This is a genomic window from Streptomyces sp. NPDC051219 (assembly GCF_040682335.1).
GTDB lineage: Bacteria > Actinomycetota > Actinomycetes > Streptomycetales > Streptomycetaceae > Streptomyces.
In genome coordinates, this window is sequence record NZ_JBFBAS010000014.1 from 1 (window position 1) to 22,022 (window position 22,022).

22 protein-coding genes and 1 pseudogene are annotated in these 22,022 nt (G+C 69.9%); 14 read left to right on the forward strand and 9 right to left on the reverse strand.

Translation table 11 applies throughout. The annotated features are described in order from the left end of the window. Positions 1–133: 133 nt before the first annotated feature. Positions 134–1,810 carry a tetratricopeptide repeat protein gene (locus tag AB0M62_RS17770; protein WP_366075132.1) on the reverse strand — a complete coding sequence of 559 codons (1,677 nt, stop codon included), beginning with the start codon at positions 1,808–1,810 and terminating at the stop codon, positions 134–136. 128 nt (positions 1,811–1,938) lie between these two features. Between AB0M62_RS17770 and AB0M62_RS17775 the strand changes: the two genes are divergently transcribed. After that, entirely contained in the window at positions 1,939–3,306 is a 1,368-nt protein-coding gene (locus AB0M62_RS17775; RefSeq protein ID WP_366075133.1) for an FAD-linked oxidase C-terminal domain-containing protein, read from the forward strand. A 42-nt stretch (positions 3,307–3,348) separates the two neighbouring features. Here the strand turns inward: AB0M62_RS17775 and AB0M62_RS17780 are convergent, their stop codons facing one another. Next, positions 3,349–3,831 (reverse strand): SsgA family sporulation/cell division regulator, encoded by a 483-nt coding sequence (locus AB0M62_RS17780; RefSeq protein ID WP_366075134.1) that lies wholly within the window; start codon positions 3,829–3,831, stop codon positions 3,349–3,351. Between the two features lie 224 nt (positions 3,832–4,055). On the opposite strand from AB0M62_RS17780, the gene AB0M62_RS17785 reads away from it, so the two are divergent. Next, positions 4,056–5,423 carry an RDD family protein gene (locus AB0M62_RS17785; RefSeq protein ID WP_366075135.1) on the forward strand — a complete coding sequence of 456 codons (1,368 nt, stop codon included), beginning with the start codon at positions 4,056–4,058 and terminating at the stop codon, positions 5,421–5,423. A 74-nt stretch (positions 5,424–5,497) separates the two neighbouring features. Continuing rightward, positions 5,498–6,184, forward strand: coding sequence for an RDD family protein (locus tag AB0M62_RS17790; protein WP_366075136.1), 687 nt, complete (start codon positions 5,498–5,500; stop codon positions 6,182–6,184). 20 nt (positions 6,185–6,204) lie between these two features. On the opposite strand, the gene AB0M62_RS17795 is transcribed toward AB0M62_RS17790, so the two are convergent. Beyond that, complete coding sequence (locus tag AB0M62_RS17795; protein ID WP_366075138.1) at positions 6,205–6,504, reverse strand: hypothetical protein; 300 nt, start codon at positions 6,502–6,504, stop codon at positions 6,205–6,207. Between the two features lie 389 nt (positions 6,505–6,893). Between AB0M62_RS17795 and AB0M62_RS17800 the strand changes: the two genes are divergently transcribed. Further along, a complete protein-coding gene (locus tag AB0M62_RS17800) occupies positions 6,894–9,296 on the forward strand; it encodes an immune inhibitor A domain-containing protein (protein WP_366075139.1) in 2,403 nt (800 codons plus the stop codon). Between the two features lie 136 nt (positions 9,297–9,432). Further along, complete coding sequence (locus tag AB0M62_RS17805) at positions 9,433–9,765, forward strand: hypothetical protein (protein ID WP_366075140.1); 333 nt, start codon at positions 9,433–9,435, stop codon at positions 9,763–9,765. A gap of 57 nt (positions 9,766–9,822) precedes the next feature. Here the strand turns inward: AB0M62_RS17805 and AB0M62_RS17810 are convergent, their stop codons facing one another. Further along, complete coding sequence (locus tag AB0M62_RS17810) at positions 9,823–10,416, reverse strand: nicotinamidase (protein ID WP_366075141.1); 594 nt, start codon at positions 10,414–10,416, stop codon at positions 9,823–9,825. Positions 10,417–10,570: 154 nt separating this feature from the next. Then, positions 10,571–11,899 carry a nicotinate phosphoribosyltransferase gene (locus AB0M62_RS17815; RefSeq protein ID WP_366075142.1) on the reverse strand — a complete coding sequence of 443 codons (1,329 nt, stop codon included), beginning with the start codon at positions 11,897–11,899 and terminating at the stop codon, positions 10,571–10,573. Between the two features lie 80 nt (positions 11,900–11,979). On the opposite strand from AB0M62_RS17815, the gene clpS reads away from it, so the two are divergent. From clpS to AB0M62_RS17835, 4 genes are all read left to right on the forward strand, one after another. Continuing rightward, entirely contained in the window at positions 11,980–12,294 is a 315-nt protein-coding gene (gene clpS, locus AB0M62_RS17820) for an ATP-dependent Clp protease adapter ClpS (protein WP_366075143.1), read from the forward strand. Further along, positions 12,294–12,929, forward strand: coding sequence for a DUF2017 domain-containing protein (locus AB0M62_RS17825; protein WP_366075144.1), 636 nt, complete (start codon positions 12,294–12,296; stop codon positions 12,927–12,929). Before clpS ends, AB0M62_RS17825 begins: the two co-directional genes overlap by 1 nt. A 338-nt stretch (positions 12,930–13,267) precedes the next feature. Further along, entirely contained in the window at positions 13,268–14,716 is a 1,449-nt protein-coding gene (locus tag AB0M62_RS17830) for an amino acid permease (protein WP_366075145.1), read from the forward strand. Between the two features lie 148 nt (positions 14,717–14,864). Continuing rightward, positions 14,865–15,287 carry a M67 family metallopeptidase gene (locus tag AB0M62_RS17835; protein ID WP_366075146.1) on the forward strand — a complete coding sequence of 141 codons (423 nt, stop codon included), beginning with the start codon at positions 14,865–14,867 and terminating at the stop codon, positions 15,285–15,287. Positions 15,288–15,319: 32 nt separating this feature from the next. On the opposite strand, the pseudogene AB0M62_RS17840 reads toward AB0M62_RS17835, so the two are convergent. Continuing rightward, positions 15,320–15,463 (reverse strand): annotated as a pseudogene (locus AB0M62_RS17840) (DUF4279 domain-containing protein); the annotation flags it as partial. Positions 15,464–15,533: 70 nt separating this feature from the next. Then, complete coding sequence (locus AB0M62_RS17845) at positions 15,534–16,763, reverse strand: SpoIIE family protein phosphatase (protein WP_366075147.1); 1,230 nt, start codon at positions 16,761–16,763, stop codon at positions 15,534–15,536. 293 nt (positions 16,764–17,056) lie between these two features. Here AB0M62_RS17845 and AB0M62_RS17850 point away from each other — a divergent pair, with 293 nt between their 5' ends. The 4 genes from AB0M62_RS17850 to AB0M62_RS17865 all read left to right on the forward strand — a co-directional run bounded on the left by AB0M62_RS17850 (position 17,057) and on the right by AB0M62_RS17865 (position 19,133). Continuing rightward, positions 17,057–17,356: a hypothetical protein gene (locus AB0M62_RS17850; protein ID WP_366075148.1), complete on the forward strand. Its 300-nt coding sequence runs from the start codon at positions 17,057–17,059 to the stop codon at positions 17,354–17,356. 286 nt (positions 17,357–17,642) lie between these two features. After that, entirely contained in the window at positions 17,643–17,804 is a 162-nt protein-coding gene (locus AB0M62_RS17855; RefSeq protein ID WP_366075149.1) for a putative leader peptide, read from the forward strand. Positions 17,805–17,904: 100 nt separating this feature from the next. Further along, the gene (locus AB0M62_RS17860; RefSeq protein ID WP_366075150.1) at positions 17,905–18,183 is read left to right on the forward strand and encodes a MoaD/ThiS family protein; all 279 of its coding nucleotides are present in this window, start codon (positions 17,905–17,907) and stop codon (positions 18,181–18,183) included. Continuing rightward, complete coding sequence (locus AB0M62_RS17865; protein ID WP_366075151.1) at positions 18,183–19,133, forward strand: cysteine synthase; 951 nt, start codon at positions 18,183–18,185, stop codon at positions 19,131–19,133. Before AB0M62_RS17860 ends, AB0M62_RS17865 begins: the two co-directional genes overlap by 1 nt. Positions 19,134–19,214: 81 nt before the next feature. On the opposite strand, the gene AB0M62_RS17870 is transcribed toward AB0M62_RS17865, so the two are convergent. Then, positions 19,215–19,682, reverse strand: a complete 468-nt coding sequence (locus AB0M62_RS17870) for a type II toxin-antitoxin system PemK/MazF family toxin (protein WP_366075152.1) — start codon at positions 19,680–19,682, stop codon at positions 19,215–19,217. 177 nt (positions 19,683–19,859) lie between these two features. Here AB0M62_RS17870 and AB0M62_RS17875 point away from each other — a divergent pair, with 177 nt between their 5' ends. Further along, a complete protein-coding gene (locus tag AB0M62_RS17875) occupies positions 19,860–20,612 on the forward strand; it encodes an MBL fold metallo-hydrolase (RefSeq protein ID WP_366075153.1) in 753 nt (250 codons plus the stop codon). Between the two features lie 118 nt (positions 20,613–20,730). Here AB0M62_RS17875 and AB0M62_RS17880 read toward each other — a convergent pair whose 3' ends face one another. Further along, positions 20,731–21,981, reverse strand: a complete 1,251-nt coding sequence (locus AB0M62_RS17880; RefSeq protein WP_366075154.1) for a PTS transporter subunit EIIC — start codon at positions 21,979–21,981, stop codon at positions 20,731–20,733. Positions 21,982–22,022 lie beyond the last annotated feature (41 nt).

Sequence of the window (22,022 nt, forward strand, 5' to 3'; positions counted from 1 at the left end):
AATTTCTCCGCCAACCCCCTCCTTTTCCTACCTCCTTCTCCCTCCGGTGCCGGCCCCCCCGGCGTTGGCTTCCTTGGCTGCGGCCCCACGATCTTGATCGTGGGGCCGCAGCCATGCCTGCCTCTCCGCGTCCTCAGTTGCCCGGCGGCTGCCCGGCCGACGGCAGCTGCGGCCCTGCCGGCATGCCCGGCGGGGCGGAGTGCAGGCTCGACGGCCCGGCTCCCTGCACGGCTCCTTGGCCGAGCCCCTGCACGGCTCCTTGCCCGAGTCCCTGCACGGGCGGCTGCGCCTGCGGCCCCGACCGCTGGGGAGGCCGGGACTGCTGGTGCTGCGGCTGCTGGGACGGTGACCGGGACGGCTGCCCCGCCCCCGTCTGCGCGCCCCCCAGCCGCGTAGGCGGCGGGCCGCCCGGCGGTGGTTCGCCCAACGCGGTCAGCGCCTCCCGGGCCAGCGGCGCCCTCAGCGGCGAGAACTGCGGGTTCGTCCGCAGCGCCTCCTCCAGGTGCCGCCGGGCCGGACCGGGCCTGCCGAGCGCGCGCTCGATCTGGCCGCGGTGGTACGCGAAGTCCGCACTCCGCAGACCCAGGTCGGTCGCCTTCTTGGCGAAGACGAGCGCCCGTTCGTTCTGCCCCGTACGGTGCAGCGCCCACCCCACCGCGTCGGCCACCTGCACGCTCTTGTGCCGCGTCCACTCCACAGAGAGGCGCCGTACCGCTGACGCCGGATCGCCGTGGTCGGCCTCGAACAGACCGAGCACCAGATTGCCGTTGACCCCGTGGGCGGCGGCCCGGGCGATCTGGGCCTGCAGCAGGTCGTACGGCACCTTGGCCTCCTCCGTACGGCCCAGCGACTCCAGCAGCTCGCCCAGCTCCAGCGCGTACCGGGGCACCGGCGCCCGTCTCAGCGCGGTCCGGTAGTCCTTCACCGCCTCGCCCGAGCGGTCGAGCGCGGCGAGCGTCCTGGCCCGGCCGCCGAGCGCCTGATGGTGCTCGCCGTCGCTGCGCAGCGCACCCTCGAAGTGACGCAGAGCCTCCTCCGGCTCGCCGCGTTCCCAGGACAGCTCGCCCAGCCGGTACAGGCAGTCCGCCTTCTCAGCGGGCGTGCGAGCGGCCGCGGACGCCCGCTCCAGAGCCGCGGCGGCGTCCTCCCGCCAGCCCATGTCGCGGTACACCTTCGACATGCTGGTGTAGGCCACGGTCCCCGGTCGCAGTGCGGCGAGCTTCCCCGCGGCCTTCTCGGCGGCTTTGTACTGACCGAGGCCGGAGTACGCGTCCACGAGCACCGGGTACGCCGTCCAGCGCCCCGGCGCCTGGGCGCGGACCAGCTCGCCCCACTTCCTCGCCGTCGCGAAGTCGTGCCGGGCGTTGGCGAGCGCCCCCATGCCCACCATGGCCTCGAAATTGCCCTTTTCCTTCGGCTTCTCCTTCAGCGAGCGCTTCAGCGCCTGCTCGGCCTGCGGAAAGTACGCCGAATCGGCCGTCCGGCGGCCCCACTCCAGATACGCCGACCCGAGGACCGCCCACGACCTGTCGTCCCGCGGGTACTTGCGCAGCCACTTCTCGCGGTCGCTGATCAGCGCCGTCAGGTCTTCGACGGTCGCCGGAGAGCCTGCGCCCACGGCGGTCATGGCCCGCTCCCCGGGCTGCACTGGCCGCGGGCCGTCCCGTTCCGCCGGTCTGATCAGCAGCGCGCCCGCGATGAGGACGGCCGCCGCCGCCGCGGCGATCAACGTCCGGCGGGTATGGAAAGTGCGGAGCCCGGACCTGGGGGAGGGACCGGGGGAAGTCTGCTGGCCTTGTTCCACGTCCACGACGGAACTCCTCGGGAGGAAACGCACGGATGTGCTCACTGTGCGTCAATACGAAGAGCACACGGGTGCAGGCGAACCGGAACGCAGACGGGTTCACACCGATGGCTCTCCGGTGCCACGCTGGGACCATGGACGATCTTCAGTCGCGCCTGCGCGCGGGCCTGCCGGACGAAGCCCTCATCACCGACCCCGACGTAATGGCCTCGTACGCGAACGACATGGCCGGCTTCTGCGCTTCCGGGACCCCGGCCGTCGTCGTCATGCCGCGCACGGTCGAGCAGGTCCAGCACGTCATGCGGACCGCGACCGAGCTGCGCGTCCCGGTCGTCCCGCAGGGCGCCCGTACCGGCCTGTCCGGCGCGGCCAACGCCTCCGACGGCTGCATCGTGCTCTCCCTGGTCAAGATGGACCGCATCCTGGAGATCAGCCCCGTCGACCGGATCGCGGTCGTCGAGCCGGGTGTCGTCAACGCCGTCCTCTCCCGCGCGGTCGCCGAGCACGGCCTGTACTACCCGCCCGACCCCTCCAGTTGGGAGATGTGCACGATCGGCGGGAACATCGGCACCGCCTCGGGCGGGCTGTGCTGCGTCAAGTACGGCGTCACCGCCGAGTACGTCCTCGGACTCGACGTCGTGCTCGCCGACGGCCGGCTGCTGACCACCGGCCGCCGTACCGCCAAGGGCGTCGCCGGATACGACCTGACCCGGCTCTTCGTCGGCTCCGAGGGCAGCCTCGGCATCGTGGTCCGTGCGGTCCTGGCCCTCAAACCCACTCCTCCGCAGCAACTCGCACTCGCCGCCGAGTTCCCCTCCGCGGCAGCCGCCTGTGCGGCCGTCTGCGAGATCATGAGGCTGGGCCACGTCCCGTCCCTGCTCGAACTGATGGACCGTACGACCATCCAGGCCGTCAACAAGATGGCGCAGATGGGCCTGCCCGAGTCCACCGAGGCACTGCTGCTAGCGGCCTTCGACACTCCGGACCCCGCCGCCGACCTGGCCGCCGTCGGCGAGCTCTGCACGGCCGCGGGGGCCACGCAGGTCGTGCCGGCCGAGGATGCCGCCGAGTCCGAACTCCTCCTCCAGGCACGGCGGATGTCCCTGACCGCCCTGGAGACCATCAAGTCGGCCACGATGATCGACGACGTGTGCGTGCCCCGCTCCCGGCTCGGCGCGATGATCGAGGGCACCGCCGCCATCGCCGAGAAGTACGACCTCACGATCGGCGTGTGCGCCCATGCGGGTGACGGCAACACCCACCCCGTCGTCTGTTTCGACGCCGCGGATGCCGACGAGTCACGACGCGCCCGTGAGTCCTTCGACGAGATCATGGCGCTGGGCCTGCGCCTGGGCGGCACGATCACCGGCGAGCACGGCGTGGGCGTACTGAAGAAGGAGTGGCTGGCGCGGGAGCTGGGTCCGGTGAGCGTCGAGTTGCAGCGCGGCATCAAGCAGACATTCGATCCGCTCGGACTGCTCAACCCCGGCAAACTCTTCTGAGCCCTCGGGCGCCTGTGCTACCGGCCGCACCGGCCCGCGGCCTCACACCTCCCCCTCGGTGGACTCGTCGGACGGCCACGGGTCGCTCAGCCACAGCTCGTCGCGCCCGCCGGGAGCCGGCGCAAGCAGCTCCGCCAGGCCGTCGTCGATGCGGAGCTCCCCGGTCTCGGTACCCGGTGGAACCACCCGCAGCGTCCGCTCGAGCCAGGACGACACCGCGAGCGCCGGCGCCTCGAGCAGCGCGTCGCCCTCCGGTGAGCTCAGCGCCATGCGGAGCACGCTGCGCGCGTCCACCTTCGTCGGCCAGATGCGGACATCGCCGTGCCCGCACGGGCGGAACACCCCCTCGACCAGCAGCTCGCGGGCGAACGTCCAGTGGACGGGGGAGTTGGAGCCGACGTGGAAGGTGATGTGTACGGCGTACGGGTCGTCGGTGCGATAGGCCAGCCGGGCCGGGACGGAGATGCTGCGCTCGGGCGACAGCACCAGCTCGATCTCCAGCTCGCGTTCCACCACGGTGTGCATAGCTGCGTTCCTCTCCCTGGTCAGTGGGCCTGCACAAGGAGGGAGCGGCTTACCCGCCGGCCATGACGCGACTTCCGGCAGAAATCTCCATAGCACCTGGGCGCCGGGATTTTCGGACTGTCGCTCGAACGCGGGCATTCTCCCGGTCTCTTTCCTGCCGAGGCCGGGTTCTTCGTTAGTGTCCTCCCTGAATTGTGTTGGTGATGATCGGAGTGGGGACATTGGTGGCTTCTCCTGGTGACGGCGAGAACGCAGCCCGTGAGGGGTACTACCCCGATCCGTCGATTCCCGGCTATGTCCGGTACTGGAACGGCGCCGCGTGGGTGCCCGGAACGAGCCGCCCCGCACCGGCGGGCGCCGCGAGCGCGACGCCGCCCCGGCCCGCCGCCCCCGCGCACGACGAGACCGGGCCGGTCTTCCTCGACGAGGACCCGGAGCAGGTGCAGGCGTCCACGTCGGCGTCCGAACCCGACGACCTGCACGGAAGTCGTCCGGAACCGGCTTCCGCGTGGCAGGCCGACACCGCGCGGCAGACCGGATTCGGCGGCGACCTGGACAGCCGCGTCTCCTGGGGCACGTCAGCGCAGGATCCCCGTTCGGACGCCACCCCGGCGCCTGCCGGACCGGCCGCGGAGGCGGACCCGAGCGGCGGCGCCTTGCCGGGCATGCGGGAGCCGGGCGGCGGCGCCTCCGCCCGTACGAGCCGTACGGACGGGACGATGTCCATCCGGGCCACCTCGCCGGCCACCGGCACACCGCCGCGTCCCCAGCCCGCCCAGCCGCAGCCCTCGGTGCCGGCCCAGGCCCAGGCGCCGGTGGCTCCGCAGCCCGTCGTGCCGCAGCCCCAGCCCGTCGTGCCACAGCCGCAGCCCGTACAGCCGCAGCCGCAGCCCGTGCAGCCGCAGCAGCCCGCACAGCCGCAGCAGGCCGCCGCGCCCGAGCCGGCCGCGGCGACCCCGCTCTCGTCCGGGCCCGGCGGCGGCGCCACGTCCTGGCCGCAGCAGGTGCACCAGCTCGCCCGCTCCGCCGAGGCCGAGCAGCAGCGGCCGGTGACGCCGTGGAAACCGCCTGTCAGTGATCCGTTCCAGCGGATGGCCCAGGCCCAGGCCTCGGCCCGGCCGGCCGGTCTCGGCAAGCGGCTGGCGGCGCGGCTCATCGACTCGGCGATGCTCGGCGCGGTCGTCGGTGCGGTCGCCGTACCGCTGCTCACCAGGGCGGTCGAGCACATCGACGACAAGGTCGACGCGGCCAGACTGTCCGGGGAGACGGTCACCGTATGGCTGCTCGACGGCACCACCGCCGGCTATCTCGGGATCGTGCTCGGCGCCCTGCTCGTCTTCGGTGTCCTCTACGAGGCGCTGCCGACCGCGAAGTGGGGCCGCACCCTCGGCAAGAAGGTCTGCGGGATCCAGGTGAGGGACATCGAGTCGCACGAACCCCCGTCCTTCGGGGCGGCTTTGCGCCGCTGGCTGGTGTACGGGCTGCTCGGGGCGTTCGCCATCGGTGTCGTCAATGTGCTGTGGTGCCTGGTGGACCGGCCGTGGCGGCAGTGCTGGCACGACAAGGCCGCCCGTACGTTCGTGGCGGGCTGACACCCGGCGGGTGCCGTTCGCCCGAACGGCGCGCATCCGTTGCGGCGCGCCTCGGGGCGCGGTCGACTACGGCCATGAGTACCGACCCGCCGCCCGGCCAGCCGCCCGAGGACGACCCGTTCCTCAAGAAGCCGCCGCCCGACCAGCCGCCCCCGGCAGGCGGTTCCCCGTACGACCGGCCTCCGGGGGGCGGTCCTGGGGATCCCTACGGCGGCGGTGGTGCCGTGCCGCCCCCGCCGTACGACCCCTACGGCGGTGGGGGAGGGTACGGCCCGCCCGATCCGCTCTCCGGGATGCCGCCGCTCGCCGACTTCGGCAAGCGGCTGGTGGCCCGCATCATCGACGCGCTCATCATCGCCGTGCCGCTGGCCCTGATCCAGCTCCCCTTCGGCAACCGCTTCGCGGTCGACAGGGACGAGGACGCCTCGGACGTGTTCGTCGAGTCCTACAGCGGCAGCGGACTGCTCTGGACGCTGATCGCGATCGTGGCCTTCATCGGCTACGACACCCTGATGGTGAAGTCCTCGGGGCAGACCGTCGGCAAGAAGCTGCTCAAGCTTCGCGTGGCGATGCTCAACGACGGCAGCAACCCTGACACCAACGCCTCACTGATGCGCGCCACGGTGCTGTGGCTGCCCGCACTGCTGTGCTGCCCGTGCATCTGGGAGATCGTGCTCGCCATCACCATCCTTGTGGACAAGCCATACAAACAGGGCCTGCACGACAAGGCGGGCAAGACGGTGGTGGTCACCGCGGCCTAGGCTCACCCCTGGAGCCGGCGTCAGCGGTGCAGGGAGTGCTCGCTCACCCGGGAAGGGGCCGAGGCGTGCGCGCGCGGTTCCGGTATCCGCGCGGCAGACGCGCCAGTCGGTGCAAACGCGCGGTTCGAACGAGCCGCGCGTGCCGTCTTTTTCGGGGCGGGCACCAGGATGGCGACGAGGACCCCGAGTGCGAGAGCCGCCGCCGAGATGACCGCGACCCCGGGGCCTGTGCTCGTCTGCGAGAGCAGCAGCATGGCGATGGTGGAGGCGATGACGGTGGCCGAACCGTAAGCGAGCTGTGCGGCAGTCGGACGCGGCATGGCTTGATCCGTCCTCGAGGGCAACGAATGGCGAATGGGCAGTCTGCTCAACTCGGTCGCACGTCAAGCGACTCTACGACGGTGGATGCCCGAGTGGAACCGCCGGTAAGCGTGACCTAACCCACGGTGCCGGAGCACAGGGGGCGCACGGAGTCATTCGCCGTCCCAACAGGCGGGACGGGCGCGCCGGTTGGCCATGCCCGTCGACTGCCGACCACGTCCGGATTCCGGAACTGGTCCGCCACATAGTGCACTTGGTCTGTTCAAGTCAAGGTCTGTCTTTTCTCTCGTAACTCCGGTCGAATGTCGTCACTTGAGACGCGCGCCGCGCCGGAACCCCTCACCCTTAGGTCCGTGCCCTTGCGGCCGCGGGAGGGGAACAGCATCAAGTGACCACTAAGAAGAGAGCGATCAAGGCTGCGGCCGTGGTCGTCACCATGGCTGCGTGCGCCGCCACCGCGTCGACGTTCGCCACGGCACAGGCCGACGAAAAGGCCACGGGAGCCGCAGCGGCCGACCGCCACGACCCGGCCTCCGTGAAGAAGGGGCATGTCGAGCACGATCTCGAGGGCCCGTTCAGCCGGCAGCAGGAGCAGCAGCGCGAAGCCGCGCTGGAGCAGGTCCTCGCGGGCGACCTGAAGGTGCAGAAACGCGGCGCGTCGAAGGTGGTCAAGCTCGACGACCGCAAGTACGTCGAGCTCGGCCGTGAGAAGACCGACAAGATCTTCACCATCCTCGTGGAGTTCGGCGACAAGGTCGACGACACCACGATGTTCGACCCGGACGGTCCCGACGGTCCCAAGCCGCCGGTGAAGAAGTTCGGCGGCGAGCCCGGCCCGCTGCGCAACCAGATAGCCCAGCCGGACCGTGCCAAGGACAACAGCACGGCCTGGCAGAAGGACTACAACCGCGAGCACTTCCAGGAGCTCTACTTCGGTACGGGCAAGGGCAAGCACTCGCTCAAGACGTACTACGAGAAGACCTCCTCGGGCCGTTACTCGGTCGACGGCGAGGTCGCCGACTGGGTCAAGGTCGACTACAACGAGGCCCGTTACGGTTCCAACTACTGCGGCCAGTCCAACTGCGCCAACGTGTGGGACACGGTCCGCGACGGTGTGACGGCCTGGGCCGAGGCGCAGAAGGCGGCCGGCAAGTCCGACGCCCAGATCAAGGCGCAGCTCGCCACGTACGACCAGTGGGACCGCTACGACTTCGACGCCGACGGCAACTTCAACGAGGCCGACGGCTACATCGACCACTTCCAGATCGTGCACGCCGGCGAGGACGAGTCCGCGGGGGGCGGCGCTCAGGCGACCAACGCGCTCTGGGCGCACCGCTGGTACGCGTACGGCACCAACGCGGGCAAGACCGGTCCCGAGAACAACAAGGCCGGCGGCACCCAGATCGGTGACACTGGCATCTGGGTCGGTGACTACACCATGCAGCCCGAGAACGGCGGCCTCGGTGTCTTCGCCCACGAATACGGCCACGACCTCGGTCTGCCCGACCTGTACGACACCACGGGCGGCGCCGAGAACTCGGTCGGTTTCTGGTCCCTGATGTCGGCGGGCTCCTGGCTCGGCACCGGCAAGGACTCCATCGGTGACCTGCCCGGCGACATGACCGCCTGGGACAAGCTCCAGCTGGGCTGGCTCGACTACGGCACGGCCAAGGCCGCGACGAAGTCGACCCACAAGCTGGGCGTCTCCGCGTACAACACCAAGGACAAGCAGGCGCTCGTCGTCGAGCTGCCGAAGAAGGCCGTCACCACGACTGTCGTGAAGCCCTCCGAGGGCTCCAAGCAGTGGTGGAGCAACATGGGTGACGACCTCAAGAACACGCTCACCCGGTCCGTCGACCTCACCGGCAAGTCCAAGGCCTCCCTGGAGCTTCAGGGCTGGTACGACATCGAGGCCGAGTACGACTACCTCTACACCGAGGTCTCCACCGACGGCGGCGCCAACTGGACGGCCGTCGACGGTACGGCCGACGGCAAGGCGCTCCCGCGCGACGCGGCCGACAACCCGGCCCTGACCGATGTCTCGGGCGCCTGGAAGAAGCTCGTCTACCCGCTGGACGCCTACGCGGGCAAGAAGATCGACGTCCGCTTCCGCTACCAGACGGACGGCGGCGCGGGCGGCAAGGGCTTCACCGCCGACGCCATCACCGTCACCGCCGACGGCTCGCCGCTCTTCACGGACGGCGCCGAGGGTGACGACAACGGCTGGACGGCGAAGGGCTTCTCGCGCATCGGTGAGTCCTTCACGCAGGAGTACCCGCAGTACTACCTGGCCGAGAACCGCCAGTACGTCTCGTACGACAAGACGCTGAAGGCCGGCCCGTACAACTTCGGATTCACCGGCACCCGCCCCGACTGGGTCGAGCACTACCCGTACCAGACCGGTCTGCTGGTCTGGCTGTGGGACACCTCCCAGAAGGACAACAACGTCAGTGTCCATCCCGGCAAGGGCCTGATCCTGCCCGTGGACGCCCACGCCAAGCCGCTGAAGTGGGCGGACGGCACGCTGATGCGGAACAAGATCCAGCCCTTCGACGCGCCGTTCAGCTGGTACACCACGGACGGCTTCACGCTGCACAAGGCCGACCAGCCGGTGCGTGTGAAGGCGCAGCGCGGCAACCCGGTCTTCGACGACCGTAAGGGGACGTACTGGTACGCGGAGAACCCGACCGGAAGCGTTCAGGTTCCTGACACCAACACCCGGATCACCATCGTCAAGGAGCCGCTGAGCGGCCAGACGATCACCGTCAAGGTCGGTCCGTCGACCAAGTAATTTGCAACATCGCAGGTCAGCACACGATCGGCCGTCGCCCTCTAGCGGGCGGCGGCCGTTCGCGTTTAGATGCGTCCTACGAACCGCTTATTGACAGCAAGTCCACAGGGACGACTCACGGGGGAGCTCGAAGGGCATGGCCGGTGGAGGTTTCAGCAAGCTGCCGAACGGCAGTGTGGTGGTCGCGCTCACGCTTCCGCGGCCCGCATGCAACGGCGGCGGCTCCGGGGCCGGCCCGGACGGCGACGGCCCGGTGCGCGTCCTGGTCCACGCGGCCAACCGTGCCCGCGCCCTGACCCGGCTGCGCAATCTGGGCCTGCGCGCGGTCTACCTCCGCGGCAACGCGGAACCGCCCACGCCGGACGAGGTCACGGCGGTTCTGCACCACCCGGACGGCCTGCTCTGGCGGGCCGCCCCCCAGGACGCTGAAGAGCTCTGGCATCCGATACGGGCGCTGCTGCGCAGCTGAGGGCCCGCACCACCGGCTGCCGGCCGGGCCCTCGCATCACCGGCTTGCCCGGAGTAGCTACACCACCGGCTTGCCGGAGAGTTCCACGCCCGCCTCACGCAGCTCTTCCAGGGCCCGCTCCGTCGTGCGTTCGGCGACGCCCGCGGTCAGGTCCAGCAGGACGTGGGTGGCGAAGCCCTCGCGGACCGCGTCCAGCGCCGTGGCGCGGACGCAGTGGTCGGTCGCGATGCCGACCACGTCCACCTCGGTGACCTCGCGGGCGCGCAGCCAGTCCGCCAGAGTGGTGCCGTTCTCGTCGAGTCCCTCGAAGCCGCTGTACGCCGCCGCGTACGCGCCCTTGTCGAAGACCGCGGCGATCGCGCCGGAGGCGACGGCCGGGGCGAAGTTCGGGTGGAACCCGACGCCCTCCGTGCCGGCCACGCAGTGCACCGGCCACGAGCGCTCGAAGTCCGGAATCGCCGGGGGCACCGCGAAGTGGTCACCCGGGTCGATGTGGTGGTCGCGGGTGGCGACGACATGCCGGTAGCCGGCGGGAGCCTGCCCGATCAGGTCGGTGATGGCCGCGGCGACGTCTGCACCCCCCGTGACCGCGAGGCTGCCGCCCTCGCAGAAATCGTTCTGAACGTCGACGACGATCAAGGCGCGGTGCATGGCGGGCTTCCTTAGGCTGAAAACTTCGGCGGATGCGGTGGGGGCGGGCACGCTGGGAGCCGGTGCCACCGAGCGTAGAGGCTTCAAGGAGCTTGCGGGAGAGGGCGGTCGGCGGCCGCCGACCGCCTGCGTTGCCTTCCCGGTCACCCGGGCTTCATGCGTACTCCGTCGGGATGACGGGTTCGCCGCGGGAAAGCTGTATCGCCGACATCGGCAGTCCCGCGAGGGCCGCCGCGTGCCGGTCCCGGGCAGTCTCCAGCGGCTCCCGGGCGACCGCCTCGCCGCCCTTGACCAGTTCCACCAGCAGCTGCCGGTCTGCCAGCTCGGCCGGTACCGGGCCGGTGCCGATCACCTCCGCCTCCGCGATGCCGTCCGCGTCGGTCCGCCGGGCGGCCCACTTGCGGCCGCCGACCGAGGTCTTCCCGCCCAGCGACTTCTTCGCCACCGGCACCAGCGGGGCCCTGGGGTCCGCCGACTCCGCGCGGGCGACCAGTTTGTAGACCATCGAGCAGGTGGGGTGACCGCTGCCGGTGACCAGCTGGGTGCCCACGCCGTACGCGTCCACCGGCGCCGCGGCCAGTGAGGCGATCGCGTACTCGTCGAGGTCCGAGGTCACCACGATCTTCGTCCCGGTCGCGCCCAGCTCGTCGAGCTGCTGCCGCACCCGGTGGGCGACCAGCAGCAGGTCCCCGGAGTCGATGCGCACCGCGCCGAGATCCGTACCGGCGACCTCCACGGCCGTACGGACCGCCTCGGCCACGTCGTAGGTGTCCACCAGCAGCGTCGTACCGCTGCCCAGCGAGACGACCTGCGCGGTGAAGGCGTCCCGCTCGGTGTCGTGGAGCAGGGTGAAGGCGTGCGCGCTGGTGCCGACGGTGGGAATTCCGTACCGGAAACCGGCCGCCAGGTCGGAGGTGGAGGTGAAGCCGGCGACGTACGCGGCACGGGCGGCCGCGACGGCCGCCAGCTCGTGCGTGCGCCGGGCGCCCATCTCGATGAGCGGCCGGCTGCCCGCGGCCACGGACATCCGCGAGGCCGCCGCCCCGATCGCCGAGTCGTGGTTGAGGATGGAGAGGATCACCGTCTCCAGCAGGACGCACTCGCCGAAGGTGCCCTCGACCCGCAGGACCGGCGAACCGGGGAAGTACACCTCGCCCTCCGGGTAACCCCAGATGTCCCCGCTGAACCGGTAGCCCGACAGCCACTCCAGGGTGGGCGCGTCCACGATCGCCTTCTCCCGCAGGAAGTCCAGGACCTGGCCGTCGAAGCGGAAGTTCTCCACGGCGTCCAGCACCCGGCCGGTGCCCGCGACGACCCCGTAGCGGCGCCCCTCGGGCAGCCTGCGGGTGAAGACCTCGAAGACGGAGCGACGGTCGGCGGTACCCGACTTCAGGGCTGCCTGCAGCATCGTGAGCTCGTACTGGTCCGTGAAGAGCGCTGTCGAGGGAACATCCACCGGCAGGCACAGGTCCGCAGTGTTCATGACGAGGATGCTACTCCACATCTCGTCAGATTGACGAGATGTGCGAGCCGTTTGTGCGATGGGCCCCTCCCAGTGGCAGCATGGGACAAGTGAGTGTTGCTCCCGTAGAGATCGAACGCACCGAGTCGGCCGAAGAGACCTTTGCGGTACCCGAGCCGGACGTCCCCTGGGTCACACTCGTCCACAACGACCCGGTCAACCTCATGAGCTACGTGACCTACGTTTTCCAGGCCTACTTCGGCTACTCCAAGGACAAGGCGCACAAACTCATGCTGGACGTCCACCACAAGGGCCGGGCGATCGTCTCGAGCGGTTCCCGCGAAGAGATGGAGCGCGACGTGCAGGCTATGCACGGGTACGGCCTCTGGGCGACCCTCTCGCAGGACCGCGGCTGATGGCGGCACACCCCGGCACCTTCGTGCCGCTGAAGGGCGGCGGCGCGGCCGTGGCCCTGGACGAGGTGGAGATCTCGATCCTGCGCTCCCTCGCCGTACAACTGCTCGAACTGATCGGCCCCGGGGACGCACTCGCCGAGGGCGCGGACCCGCTCGCCGCACTCTTCGCCGAAGGCCCGAGCGAACCTCCTTCCGACCCGGCGCTGGCCCGTCTCTTCCCCGACGCGTACGGCGGGCCCGACGTGGCCGGCCCCGCCGCCTCGGCCGACTCCCCGGGTGAAGGTCTGGACGAGGAGCTGCGCGCACGCTCCGCCGAGTTCCGCCGCTTCACGGAGAACGATCTGCGCGCCCGCAAGCGCGACGACGCCCTCGCGATGGTCCACAAGCTGGACTCGCTCACCGCGGGCGGCGACGGCGGAGCCGTACTGGAACTGACCGAGGACGACTCGCGGCAGTGGCTCGGCGCGCTGAACGATCTGCGGCTGGCGATCGGCGCCCGCCTGGAGGTCACCGACGAGGACGAGAGCGGGGAGCTGTACCGGCTGCCGGACGACGATCCGCGCAAGCCGATGGTGATGGCGTACCTCTGGCTCGGCGGTCTTCAGGAAACCCTGGTCGAAACTCTGCTCCCCTGAATCGCGAATGGCCTGACTTGTCAGGACATTTCGATCAACGTGTTCGCTCAACGGACGCTCAAATCCGGATAACGATCATGTCACCGTGATCGCTTCTTTTGTTGCATCTTGGGACTTTTGTCCGCTTCTTCCTGTGGTGTGCACCACATCTGTCCTCGTGGATCAGTGTTGCGAGCGTGATAAATCTTCACGACCGCTGACGGGACGCCACCCATGTCCCGCAGGGGCGCTTGGGCCGGCTGACCGCCGGCATGCAACTCCATCCACATCCGGGGGGATCGAGGACCCGATCCGTCGCCAGTCGGGCGCGGATCGGCATGGAGAAAGGGCGCACCACCATGACCTCACTGCAGGTCGACAAGCATCACGACGGCAATGAGGCCGCGGGCGGCACTCCCGAAGAGGGATACGAGCGCGGACTCGGCAGCCGCCAGGTCCAGATGATCGCGATCGGCGGCGCCATCGGCGTCGGTCTCTTCATGGGGGCCGGGGCCAATATCGCCAAGGCCGGACCGAGCATCATCCTCATGTACGCCCTCGCGGGCGTCGTGATCTTCTTCATCATGAGGGCGCTCGGCGAGCTGCTCCTCTACCGGCCGGTCTCGGGCTCCTTCGCGGAGTACGCCCGGGAGTTCCTCAGTCCGTTCTTCGGCTTCGTGACCGGCTGGACGTACTGGCTCATGTGGGTCGTCACCGGCATGGCCGAGCTGACCGCCGCCGCCATCTACGTGCACTTCTGGTTCCCCGAAATCCCGCAGTGGGTCAGCGCCCTGGTCTTCCTGGTGGTGCTCTTCGGCGTCAACCTGATCTCGGTCAAGATCTTCGGTGAGGTCGAGTTCTGGTTCTCGATGGTCAAGGTCACCGCGATCATCGGCATGATCGTGATCGGTCTCGGCGTCCTCACGCTCGGCTTCTCCGACGCCGGTGACACGGCCGCCGCCTCCAACCTCTGGGCGCACGACGGCATCTTCCCGAACGGCATCGGCTCCAGCCTGATGACCCTGCAGGGCGTCATGTTCGCCTACCTCGCCGTCGAGCTCGTCGGCGTCACGGCGGGCGAGTCCGAGAACCCGGAGAAGACGCTCCCCAAGGCCATCAACACGCTGCCCTGGCGCATCATCGTCTTCTACGTCGGCGCGCTGCTCGTCATCCTCTCCGTGGTCAAGTGGACCGAGTTCTCGGCGGGCCAGAGCCCCTTCGTCCACGCCTTCGAGAAGATCGGCATTCCGCTCGCCGCCGGCATCGTCAACTTCGTGGTGCTGACCGCTGCGCTGTCGTCCTGCAACTCGGGCATGTACTCCACCGGCCGCATGCTGCGCGACCTCGCCGCCAACAGCGAGGCGCCCAAGGTCTTCGGCCGGCTCAACGCCCGCAGGACCCCGGCGATCGGCATCGCCGTCTCCGTCGCCCTCATGGGCATCGGCGTGATCCTCAACTACATCGTTCCGGAGAAGGCCTTCGGGTACGTCGTCTCGGTGGCCACCGCGGCCGGCATCTGGACCTGGATGATGATCCTGGTCAGCCACATCCGTTACCGCCGGGCGGTCGACGCCGGCCGGCTCCCGGCCTCGTCCTTCCCCGCGCCGGGCGGCGCGAAGTTCAGCTGGGTCGCGCTGCTCTTCCTCGTCTTCGTGACCGGCATGATCGCGTACGACAAGGACGCCCGCGTCTGCCTGTACGTGGCGGCGGTCTGGGCCGTCGGCCTGGGCGTCGGCTGGGCGATCCTGAAGAGGCGCAACCCGCAGATCGCGGACCGCACGCCGCAGTACGAGTCCGTCTCGAAGTAGGCGGCCACGTAGCGCGGCTACGTAGCGCGGCCAGGTGGCGCGGCGAAGCACCGTCGCGACAACGCTTCGAAGCGGCTCTGCAAGGGCCCGTCTCAGCAGATGGCCTCCGGATCTCAGACCCGGGGGCCATCTGCTTATCCTCGTGCCCATGCTCACCATCACCCAGGCCCTGCACGACGCCATCGTCGCCCACGCCCGTGAGGACCACCCCGACGAAGCGTGCGGTGTGGTCGCCGGCCCCGCGGGCACCGGGCGGCCCGAGCGGTTCATCCCGATGCTGAACGCCGCCCGCTCGCCGACGTTCTACGAGTTCGACTCCGCCGATCTCCTCAAGCTCTACCGGGAGATGGACGACCGGGACGAGGAGCCCGTGGTCATCTACCACTCCCACACCGCGACCGAGGCGTACCCGTCCCGTACCGACATCTCGTACGCCAACGAGCCGGGCGCCCACTACGTGCTGGTGTCCACCGCCGACGCGGACGACGCCGGGCCCTTCCAGTTCCGCTCGTTCCGCATCGTGGACGGCGTGATCACGGAGGAGGACGTCAAGATCGTCGAGACGTACTGACGGCCGCCGCGGCGAGTTCGGCGAGGCGCGGCGTGAGGCCGGAGCCGATCGAGAACCTGGGCGATCTGTTCGTCGACCCGGAGGTCCGGGTCCCGGCACACGATCTGCCATCGATGGCAGAGCGGCACCACCGGCTCAGCGCGGCGGCTTCCGCGAACAGTCGTCTCATCGGGCTCGGTGATCAACAGGCACGCCACGTACCCAGAAGCCGCAGGGCCCGGCGGTTCCCTTACGGCGGGGCCCAGGTCAAAGGCGGACGACGACCAGGGCGATGTCGTCGGTGTTGCCGCCCGGAGGGATCAGCTCGGCCAGCACGGTGTCGGCGAGGGTGTCGGCGTCCGCAGGCCCGTGGTGCGCGAGGCAGTCGGCGAGCCGGCGAAGACCGGTGTCGATGTCTTCGCGGCGGCGTTCGATCAGTCCGTCGGTGTAGAGGACCAGGGTGGCGCCCTCTGTGAAGGCGGTTCCGGCTTGGGGTCTGGCGGTGTGCTCGGGGCGGGCGCCGAGCGGGGGGTCGGTGGCCTGGTCCAGAAACGCGACGGTGCCGTCGGTGTGGAGCAGGGCGGGCGGGGGATGGCCGGCGCTGCTGTAGGAGAGGGAATGGCCGTCACAGTCGACGACCACCTGTACCGCGGTCGTGGACTCGGCACCGTCGACGGAGCGGGCGTACAGGCCAAGTGCGTCGAGGGCGGCCGCGGGGCCGTCGGCCACGCGTACGGCGGCGCTGAGTGCGCTGCGGAGCTGGCCCATCACGCCGGCCGCGGCCAGGCCGTGGCCGACGACGTCGCCCACCGCCACCGCGATCCGGTTCCCGGGCAGTTCGGCCAGGTCGTACCAGTCGCCGCACACGTTCAGAGCGCCGCCGGCGGGCCGGTAGCGCACAGCCGCCCGGCCGCGGCCGACGGGAACGGGGGCAGGCAGCATCGCTGCCTGCAGGGACAGCGCGACCTCACGTTCGCGGGCATGGGCATGCCGCAGCCGCTCGTTGACCTCCTGCAGTTCCCGGGCACGGGTGTACAGATCGGCCTCCAGCACCCTGGCCCGGTCCCCGCCATTCCGGCCGGAGCGGGCGCGGATCAGCTCGGTGACCTCCTCCACCCGGTGCAGCAGAAGCGCCACGCGCCCGTCCGGGCCGAAGACGGGCGCGTTGACCGGGCTCCAGTACCGTTCCTCCCACTCGCCGGGCCGGTCGGGCCGCTCGACGTCGTAGCGCTGCAGCGCCATGGTGTCGCGCTTTCCGGTGGCCGCCACCCTCCGCAGCGACGCCTCCAGGTTCCGCATGCCGGTCGCGGTGGGGTCGTTGGGGTTGTTGGGGAAGACGTCGAACAGGTACCGGCCGACCACCTGGTCCCGCGTGCGCCCCGACATCTGCAGAAACGCCTCATTCGTATCCACGTACACCAGGTCAGTGGTGAGCAGTGCCACCGGCCCCGGCAGCGCCTGGAAGACCGCCCCGTAGTCGGTCCCGGAATCCCTCACGACGCGTCCCGCCTTCTTGTGTGTCTCCCGCGCAGGGTGACCCGGCCGGACAGGCCGCAGGTTCCATTGCTCCCTCAGGGGCGTGTCGCACATGGTCAGGTCGGTGGCTCCTGGTCCTGTCGACGGAACCGCGGCAGGGGCCGTGCGCTGCGTGGTGACGAGATGCTTATGAAGGCATTCGAGTGGTATGTGCCGAGGAGTGCAACTGGACACGGCCCGGCGAACCTCCTGACGGCCAGTTACTCAGCACAGGAGGCCTCATGGACGCTTGGCAGGTTTCTTCACTTCCACTCATGGCGCCCCAGCTCGACCCGTACCGCTTCCCGGGCGCAGAAGAGTTGGACTGGCACAGCGACGCGACCGGGCCGGACGATGCCGACGACCACGTCCTGCCCGCACCCGACCCCGCGCAGCGGCTGCCCTGTCCCATGGCCGCCAGTGACAGGCGCCGCCTGGACCTGCACGCCGCCCTGACGGCGAAGGGCGTGGCACCCCTCGCCGGCGACGTGGCCGCCATCGGGGTCCTCAGCGAGCTCGACGGCACGACGTTCGCGGCGGTGCTTCGATGGATCACCTGGGCTTCTGGTCACTGATCCCTTTCGCGGCCGGCCGCCCGGTTCCTGCATGGCGGAGAGCCACGTGAATAGTGGCCATGTGGGCTGAGCGGCACCGGCCTCACCGGCACCCGCTGAATCGTGTCCGCGCGGAATGTGATGACGTAGGAACCGGTCGTCGCGGTGCGACTGGCGGGGCCGGAACCCACCCCGCCACTGGCGCTCCGACCGCCTCCACACGCCCCCGTCCACCTGGCGAACAGATCTCGTCCACGATGCGAGATCACATTCCGGGACCCGGACAAGGAATCGATACGATGACCCCATGGTTTCCCACGACGTGAGCGACAAGACGCCGAGCACCCCGCTGCTCGCTTCGCTGCGCTCCGCCTCCACTCTCTTCCTGGGAGCCTTCGGATGTGGAGCCGCGCGGCTGCACGTCGACCTGTGCCGACTGGCCAGCGCCATCTGTCCGCGTACGGCCTGAGCCGCGGCCCCCGCGCATTCAGCACCCAGCACGCAGCCCGAACCTGCGCGGAACGCCGCGCCCCCGCACGCCACCTCCGCTTCCGACAGGAGCCCACGCCATGGCCATCGAGGTCCGCATCCCGACCATCCTCCGCACCTACACCGACGGCGCCAAGGCCGTCGAGGGCAACGGCGAGACCCTCGCCGACCTCCTCGCGGACCTGGAGACGCGTCACGCCGGTATCAGGGAGCGCATCGTCGACGGCGACCAGCTGCGCCGCTTCGTGAACGTCTACCTCAACGACGAGGACGTCCGCTTCCTCGACGGCATCTCCACGAAGCTCGCCGACGGCGACAGCGTGACGATTCTCCCGGCCGTGGCCGGCGGCATGGTCTGATGCGCTACGACTCCCCCCTGGCGGCGGTCGGCAACACCCCGCTGGTGCGCCTCCCACGTCTGTCACCGTCGGACGACGTCCGTATCTGGGCCAAGCTGGAGGACCGCAACCCGACCGGCTCGATCAAGGACCGCCCCGCGCTCCACATGGTCGAGCAGGCGGAGAAGGACGGCCGGCTGACACCGGGCTGCACCATCCTCGAGCCGACCTCCGGCAACACCGGCATCTCGCTGGCCATGGCGGCCAAGCTCAAGGGCTACCGCATCGTGTGCGTGATGCCGGAGAACACCTCCCGGGAGCGCCGGGACCTGCTCGCCATGTGGGGCGCGGAGATCATCTCGTCCCCGGCCGCGGGCGGCTCCAACACCGCGGTCCGGGTGGCGAAGGAGCTGGCGGCGGAGAACCCCAGCTGGGTGATGCTCTACCAGTACGGAAACCCGGACAATGCGGGCGCGCACTACGCGACCACCGGCCCGGAGATCCTTGCCGACCTGCCCTCCGTCACTCACTTCGTGGCGGGTCTGGGCACTACGGGCACCCTCATGGGAGTCGGCCGCTTCCTGCGCGAGCAGAAGCCCGACATCAAGATCGTCGCCGCGGAGCCGCGGTACGACGACCTCGTCTACGGCCTGCGCAACCTGGACGAGGGCTTCGTCCCCGAGCTGTACGACGCCTCCGTGCTGACCACCCGCTTCTCGGTCGGTTCCGCGGACGCGGTGACCCGCACCCGGGAGCTCCTTCAGCAGGAGGGCATCTTCGCGGGCGTGTCCACCGGAGCCGCCCTGCACGCGGCGATCGGCGTCGGCAGGAAGGCCGTGAAGGCGGGCGAGTCCGCGGACATCGTGTTCGTCGTGGCGGACGGCGGCTGGAAGTACCTGTCGACGGGCGTCTACACCGCTGCCACGACCGAAGAGGCCATCGAGACGCTCCAGGGCCAGCTCTGGGCGTAACGCGCCGGGCACCGGCACCGGCAGGGGCCATGGCACCGGCAACGGCAACGGCACCGGCGGCGTGGGGCGGCGACGCGCCCCTCACCCCGCCAGGTGCCGTACCTGGTCCCACAAGGTGGGGTCCACCGGACCGACCCTGCGTCTGAACTCCCACAGCGGAACGTCCCGCAGCTCCCCCGTCTCGAGGAAGCTCGGACGCCCCTGAGGATCGCCCACCACCCCCGGCGGCAACGCGATGACGCCCGGCCGTTCGTCGTGATACCTGCTGGTGATCTTCGCGACACGGGTGGACCCGCCGTGCACCGACAGCACGAGGCACGGCCGGTCCTTCGCCCCCGGCCCGTCCTCGTACGGCACACTCGCCCACCAGATCTCGCCCGGCCGGGGATCGTGCCGCGGCTTTCGCTGCGGAGCCCGTTCCGGACCGCCCGGACCGCTCGGACGCCCGGGCGGCCGGGTCCGTCCACCGGGCCGGCGCAGACCCGCGAGCGCCGCGACCAGGGCCAGCACGACCGCCGCGGCCAGCGCGGGCCACCAGGACGTATCCATGCCCCGAAGGTACCGGCGCCCGCGCCGCACGGCGCGACGGCCGCCCGAACCGGTGACAGAGCAGGTGAGTTCGCCCACAACGGTCGGCTGTGGAGGAGCGACCGGACCTTTCGCGCCTTACGCTCGACGCACCGCACGACCCTTGCCGCGCGCCTCGTTTACGGAGGTTCCTGCTCCATGAAGCTCACCGTCGTCGGTTGCTCGGGTTCGTTCCCGTCCGCGGATTCGGCCTGCTCGAGCTACCTCGTCGAGGCCGACGGCTTCCGGCTGCTCCTCGACATGGGCAACGGCGCCCTCGGCGAGCTGCAGCGCCACATCGGTCTCTACGACCTCGACGCCGTCTTCCTCAGCCACCTGCACGCGGACCACTGCATCGACATGTGCGCGTACTTCGTGGCCCGCTACTACCGCCACGAGGGCGGGCGCTGCGACGCACTGCCCGTATACGGCCCGGAAGGCACCGAGCAGCGGTTGACCACGGCATACGAGGACGTGCCCGACGAGAAGTCCATGAGCGAGGTCTTCGACTTCCGCACCCTGAAGCCCGGCTCCTTCGTCCTCGGGCCCTTCCAGGTCCGTACGGAGAGGGTCCTGCACCCGGTCGAGGCGTACGGCATCCGGATCGAGCACGACGGCAAGTCCCTCACGTACTCCGGCGACACCGGGGTCAGCGAGGCGCTGAACGAACTCGCGGCCGGTGCGGACCTCTTCCTGTGCGAGGCGTCCTTCACGCACGGCAAGGAAGACATCCCCGGCCTGCACCTCAACGGCCGCGAGGCCGGTGAGCAGGCCCGGCGGGCGAACGTCGGCCGACTCGTACTCACGCACATCCCGCCGTGGACAAACGCCCGGCGGAACCTCGCCGACGCGCGGGCGGCGTACGACGGCCCGGCCGAGCTGGCCAGCGCCGGGGCGACGTATCTGATCTGAAGCCGGTTTGTGATGTGCGCCCGGTTCGTCATGTACGCCCGGTACGCCGAAGCCTCCACCCCTCGTACGGAAGGGTGGAGGCTTCGGTGGTGCGTCCGGGCTCGGCCCGGGTGGGCGATCACGCCTTGGTGAGGTCCTCGACCTCCTCCTCGGGCTCGCGGCCCGGGGTGGGGAGGTCGTACTTGACGATCGCGAAGCGGAAGACGATGTAGTAGATCGCCGCGAACGCGAGGCCGATCGGGATGATCATCCAGGGCTTGGTCGCGAGGTTCCAGTTCAGGAAGTAGTCGATCGCACCGGCCGAGAAGCTGAAGCCGTGGTGCACCCCCAGCGCCCACGTCACCGCCATAGAGATGGCGGTGAGCACCGCGTGGATGGCGTACAGGACCGGCGCGATGAACATGAACGCGAACTCGATCGGCTCGGTGATGCCGGTGACGAAGGACGTCAGCGCGAGCGACATCATCATGCCGAGCACGGCCTTGCGGCGCTCGGGGCGGGCGCAGTGGGCGATCGCGAGGGCGGCGGCCGGCAGCGCGAACATCATGATCGGGAAGAAGCCGGACATGAACTGGCCGGCGGTGGGGTCACCGTGGAAGAAGCGCGGCAGGTCGCCGTGCCACATCGCGCCGGCGGAGTCCTTGAAGGAGCCGATCTCCTGCCAGGCGACGGTGTTGACGAACTGGTGCATGCCGACGGGCAGCAGCGCGCGGTTGATAACGCCGAAGATGCCGGCGCCCACGGCGCCCAGGCCGGTCATCCATTCGCCGAAGCCGGTGATGACGTTGCCGACGGGCGCCCAGACCAGGCCGAAGAGGACACCCATCGCGGTGCCGACGAAGGCCATGAGGATCGGGACCAGGCGACGGCCGTTGAAGAAGCCGAGCCAGTCCACCAGCTTGGTGCGGTGGTAGCGCTGCCAGATCACGGCGGCCAGCAGGCCCATGATGATGCCGCCGAACACCTTGGGGTCGTTGTAGGTCGCCGCTACGTCGGCGCCCTTCTGGACCTTGGCCTCGGTGACCGGGAACGCGGTCAGGACGTTCTGGTAGACCAGGAAGCCGACGAGTGCGGCGAGTGCCGTGGAGCCGTCCGCCTTCTTGGCGAAGCCGATGGCGATGCCTATGCAGAACAGGAGCGGCAGGTTCGTGAACACGGCGTCACCGGCCGTCATGAACACGGCGGCGACCTTGTTCCAGCCGAGCCCCTCCTTGCCGAAGACATCGTCCTGGCCGAGGCGGAGCAGAATGCCGGCGGCCGGCAGGACTGCGATGGGCAGCTGCAGGCTGCGGCCGATCTTCTGCAGATTTTGGAACAGCCCGGAGCCCCGCTTCTTCGCGGGTGCCGCCGTAGCGGTGGCCGTACTCATGTCTTCCTCCATGGGCCGGGGTGCTGCCAGGGGGCATGAAG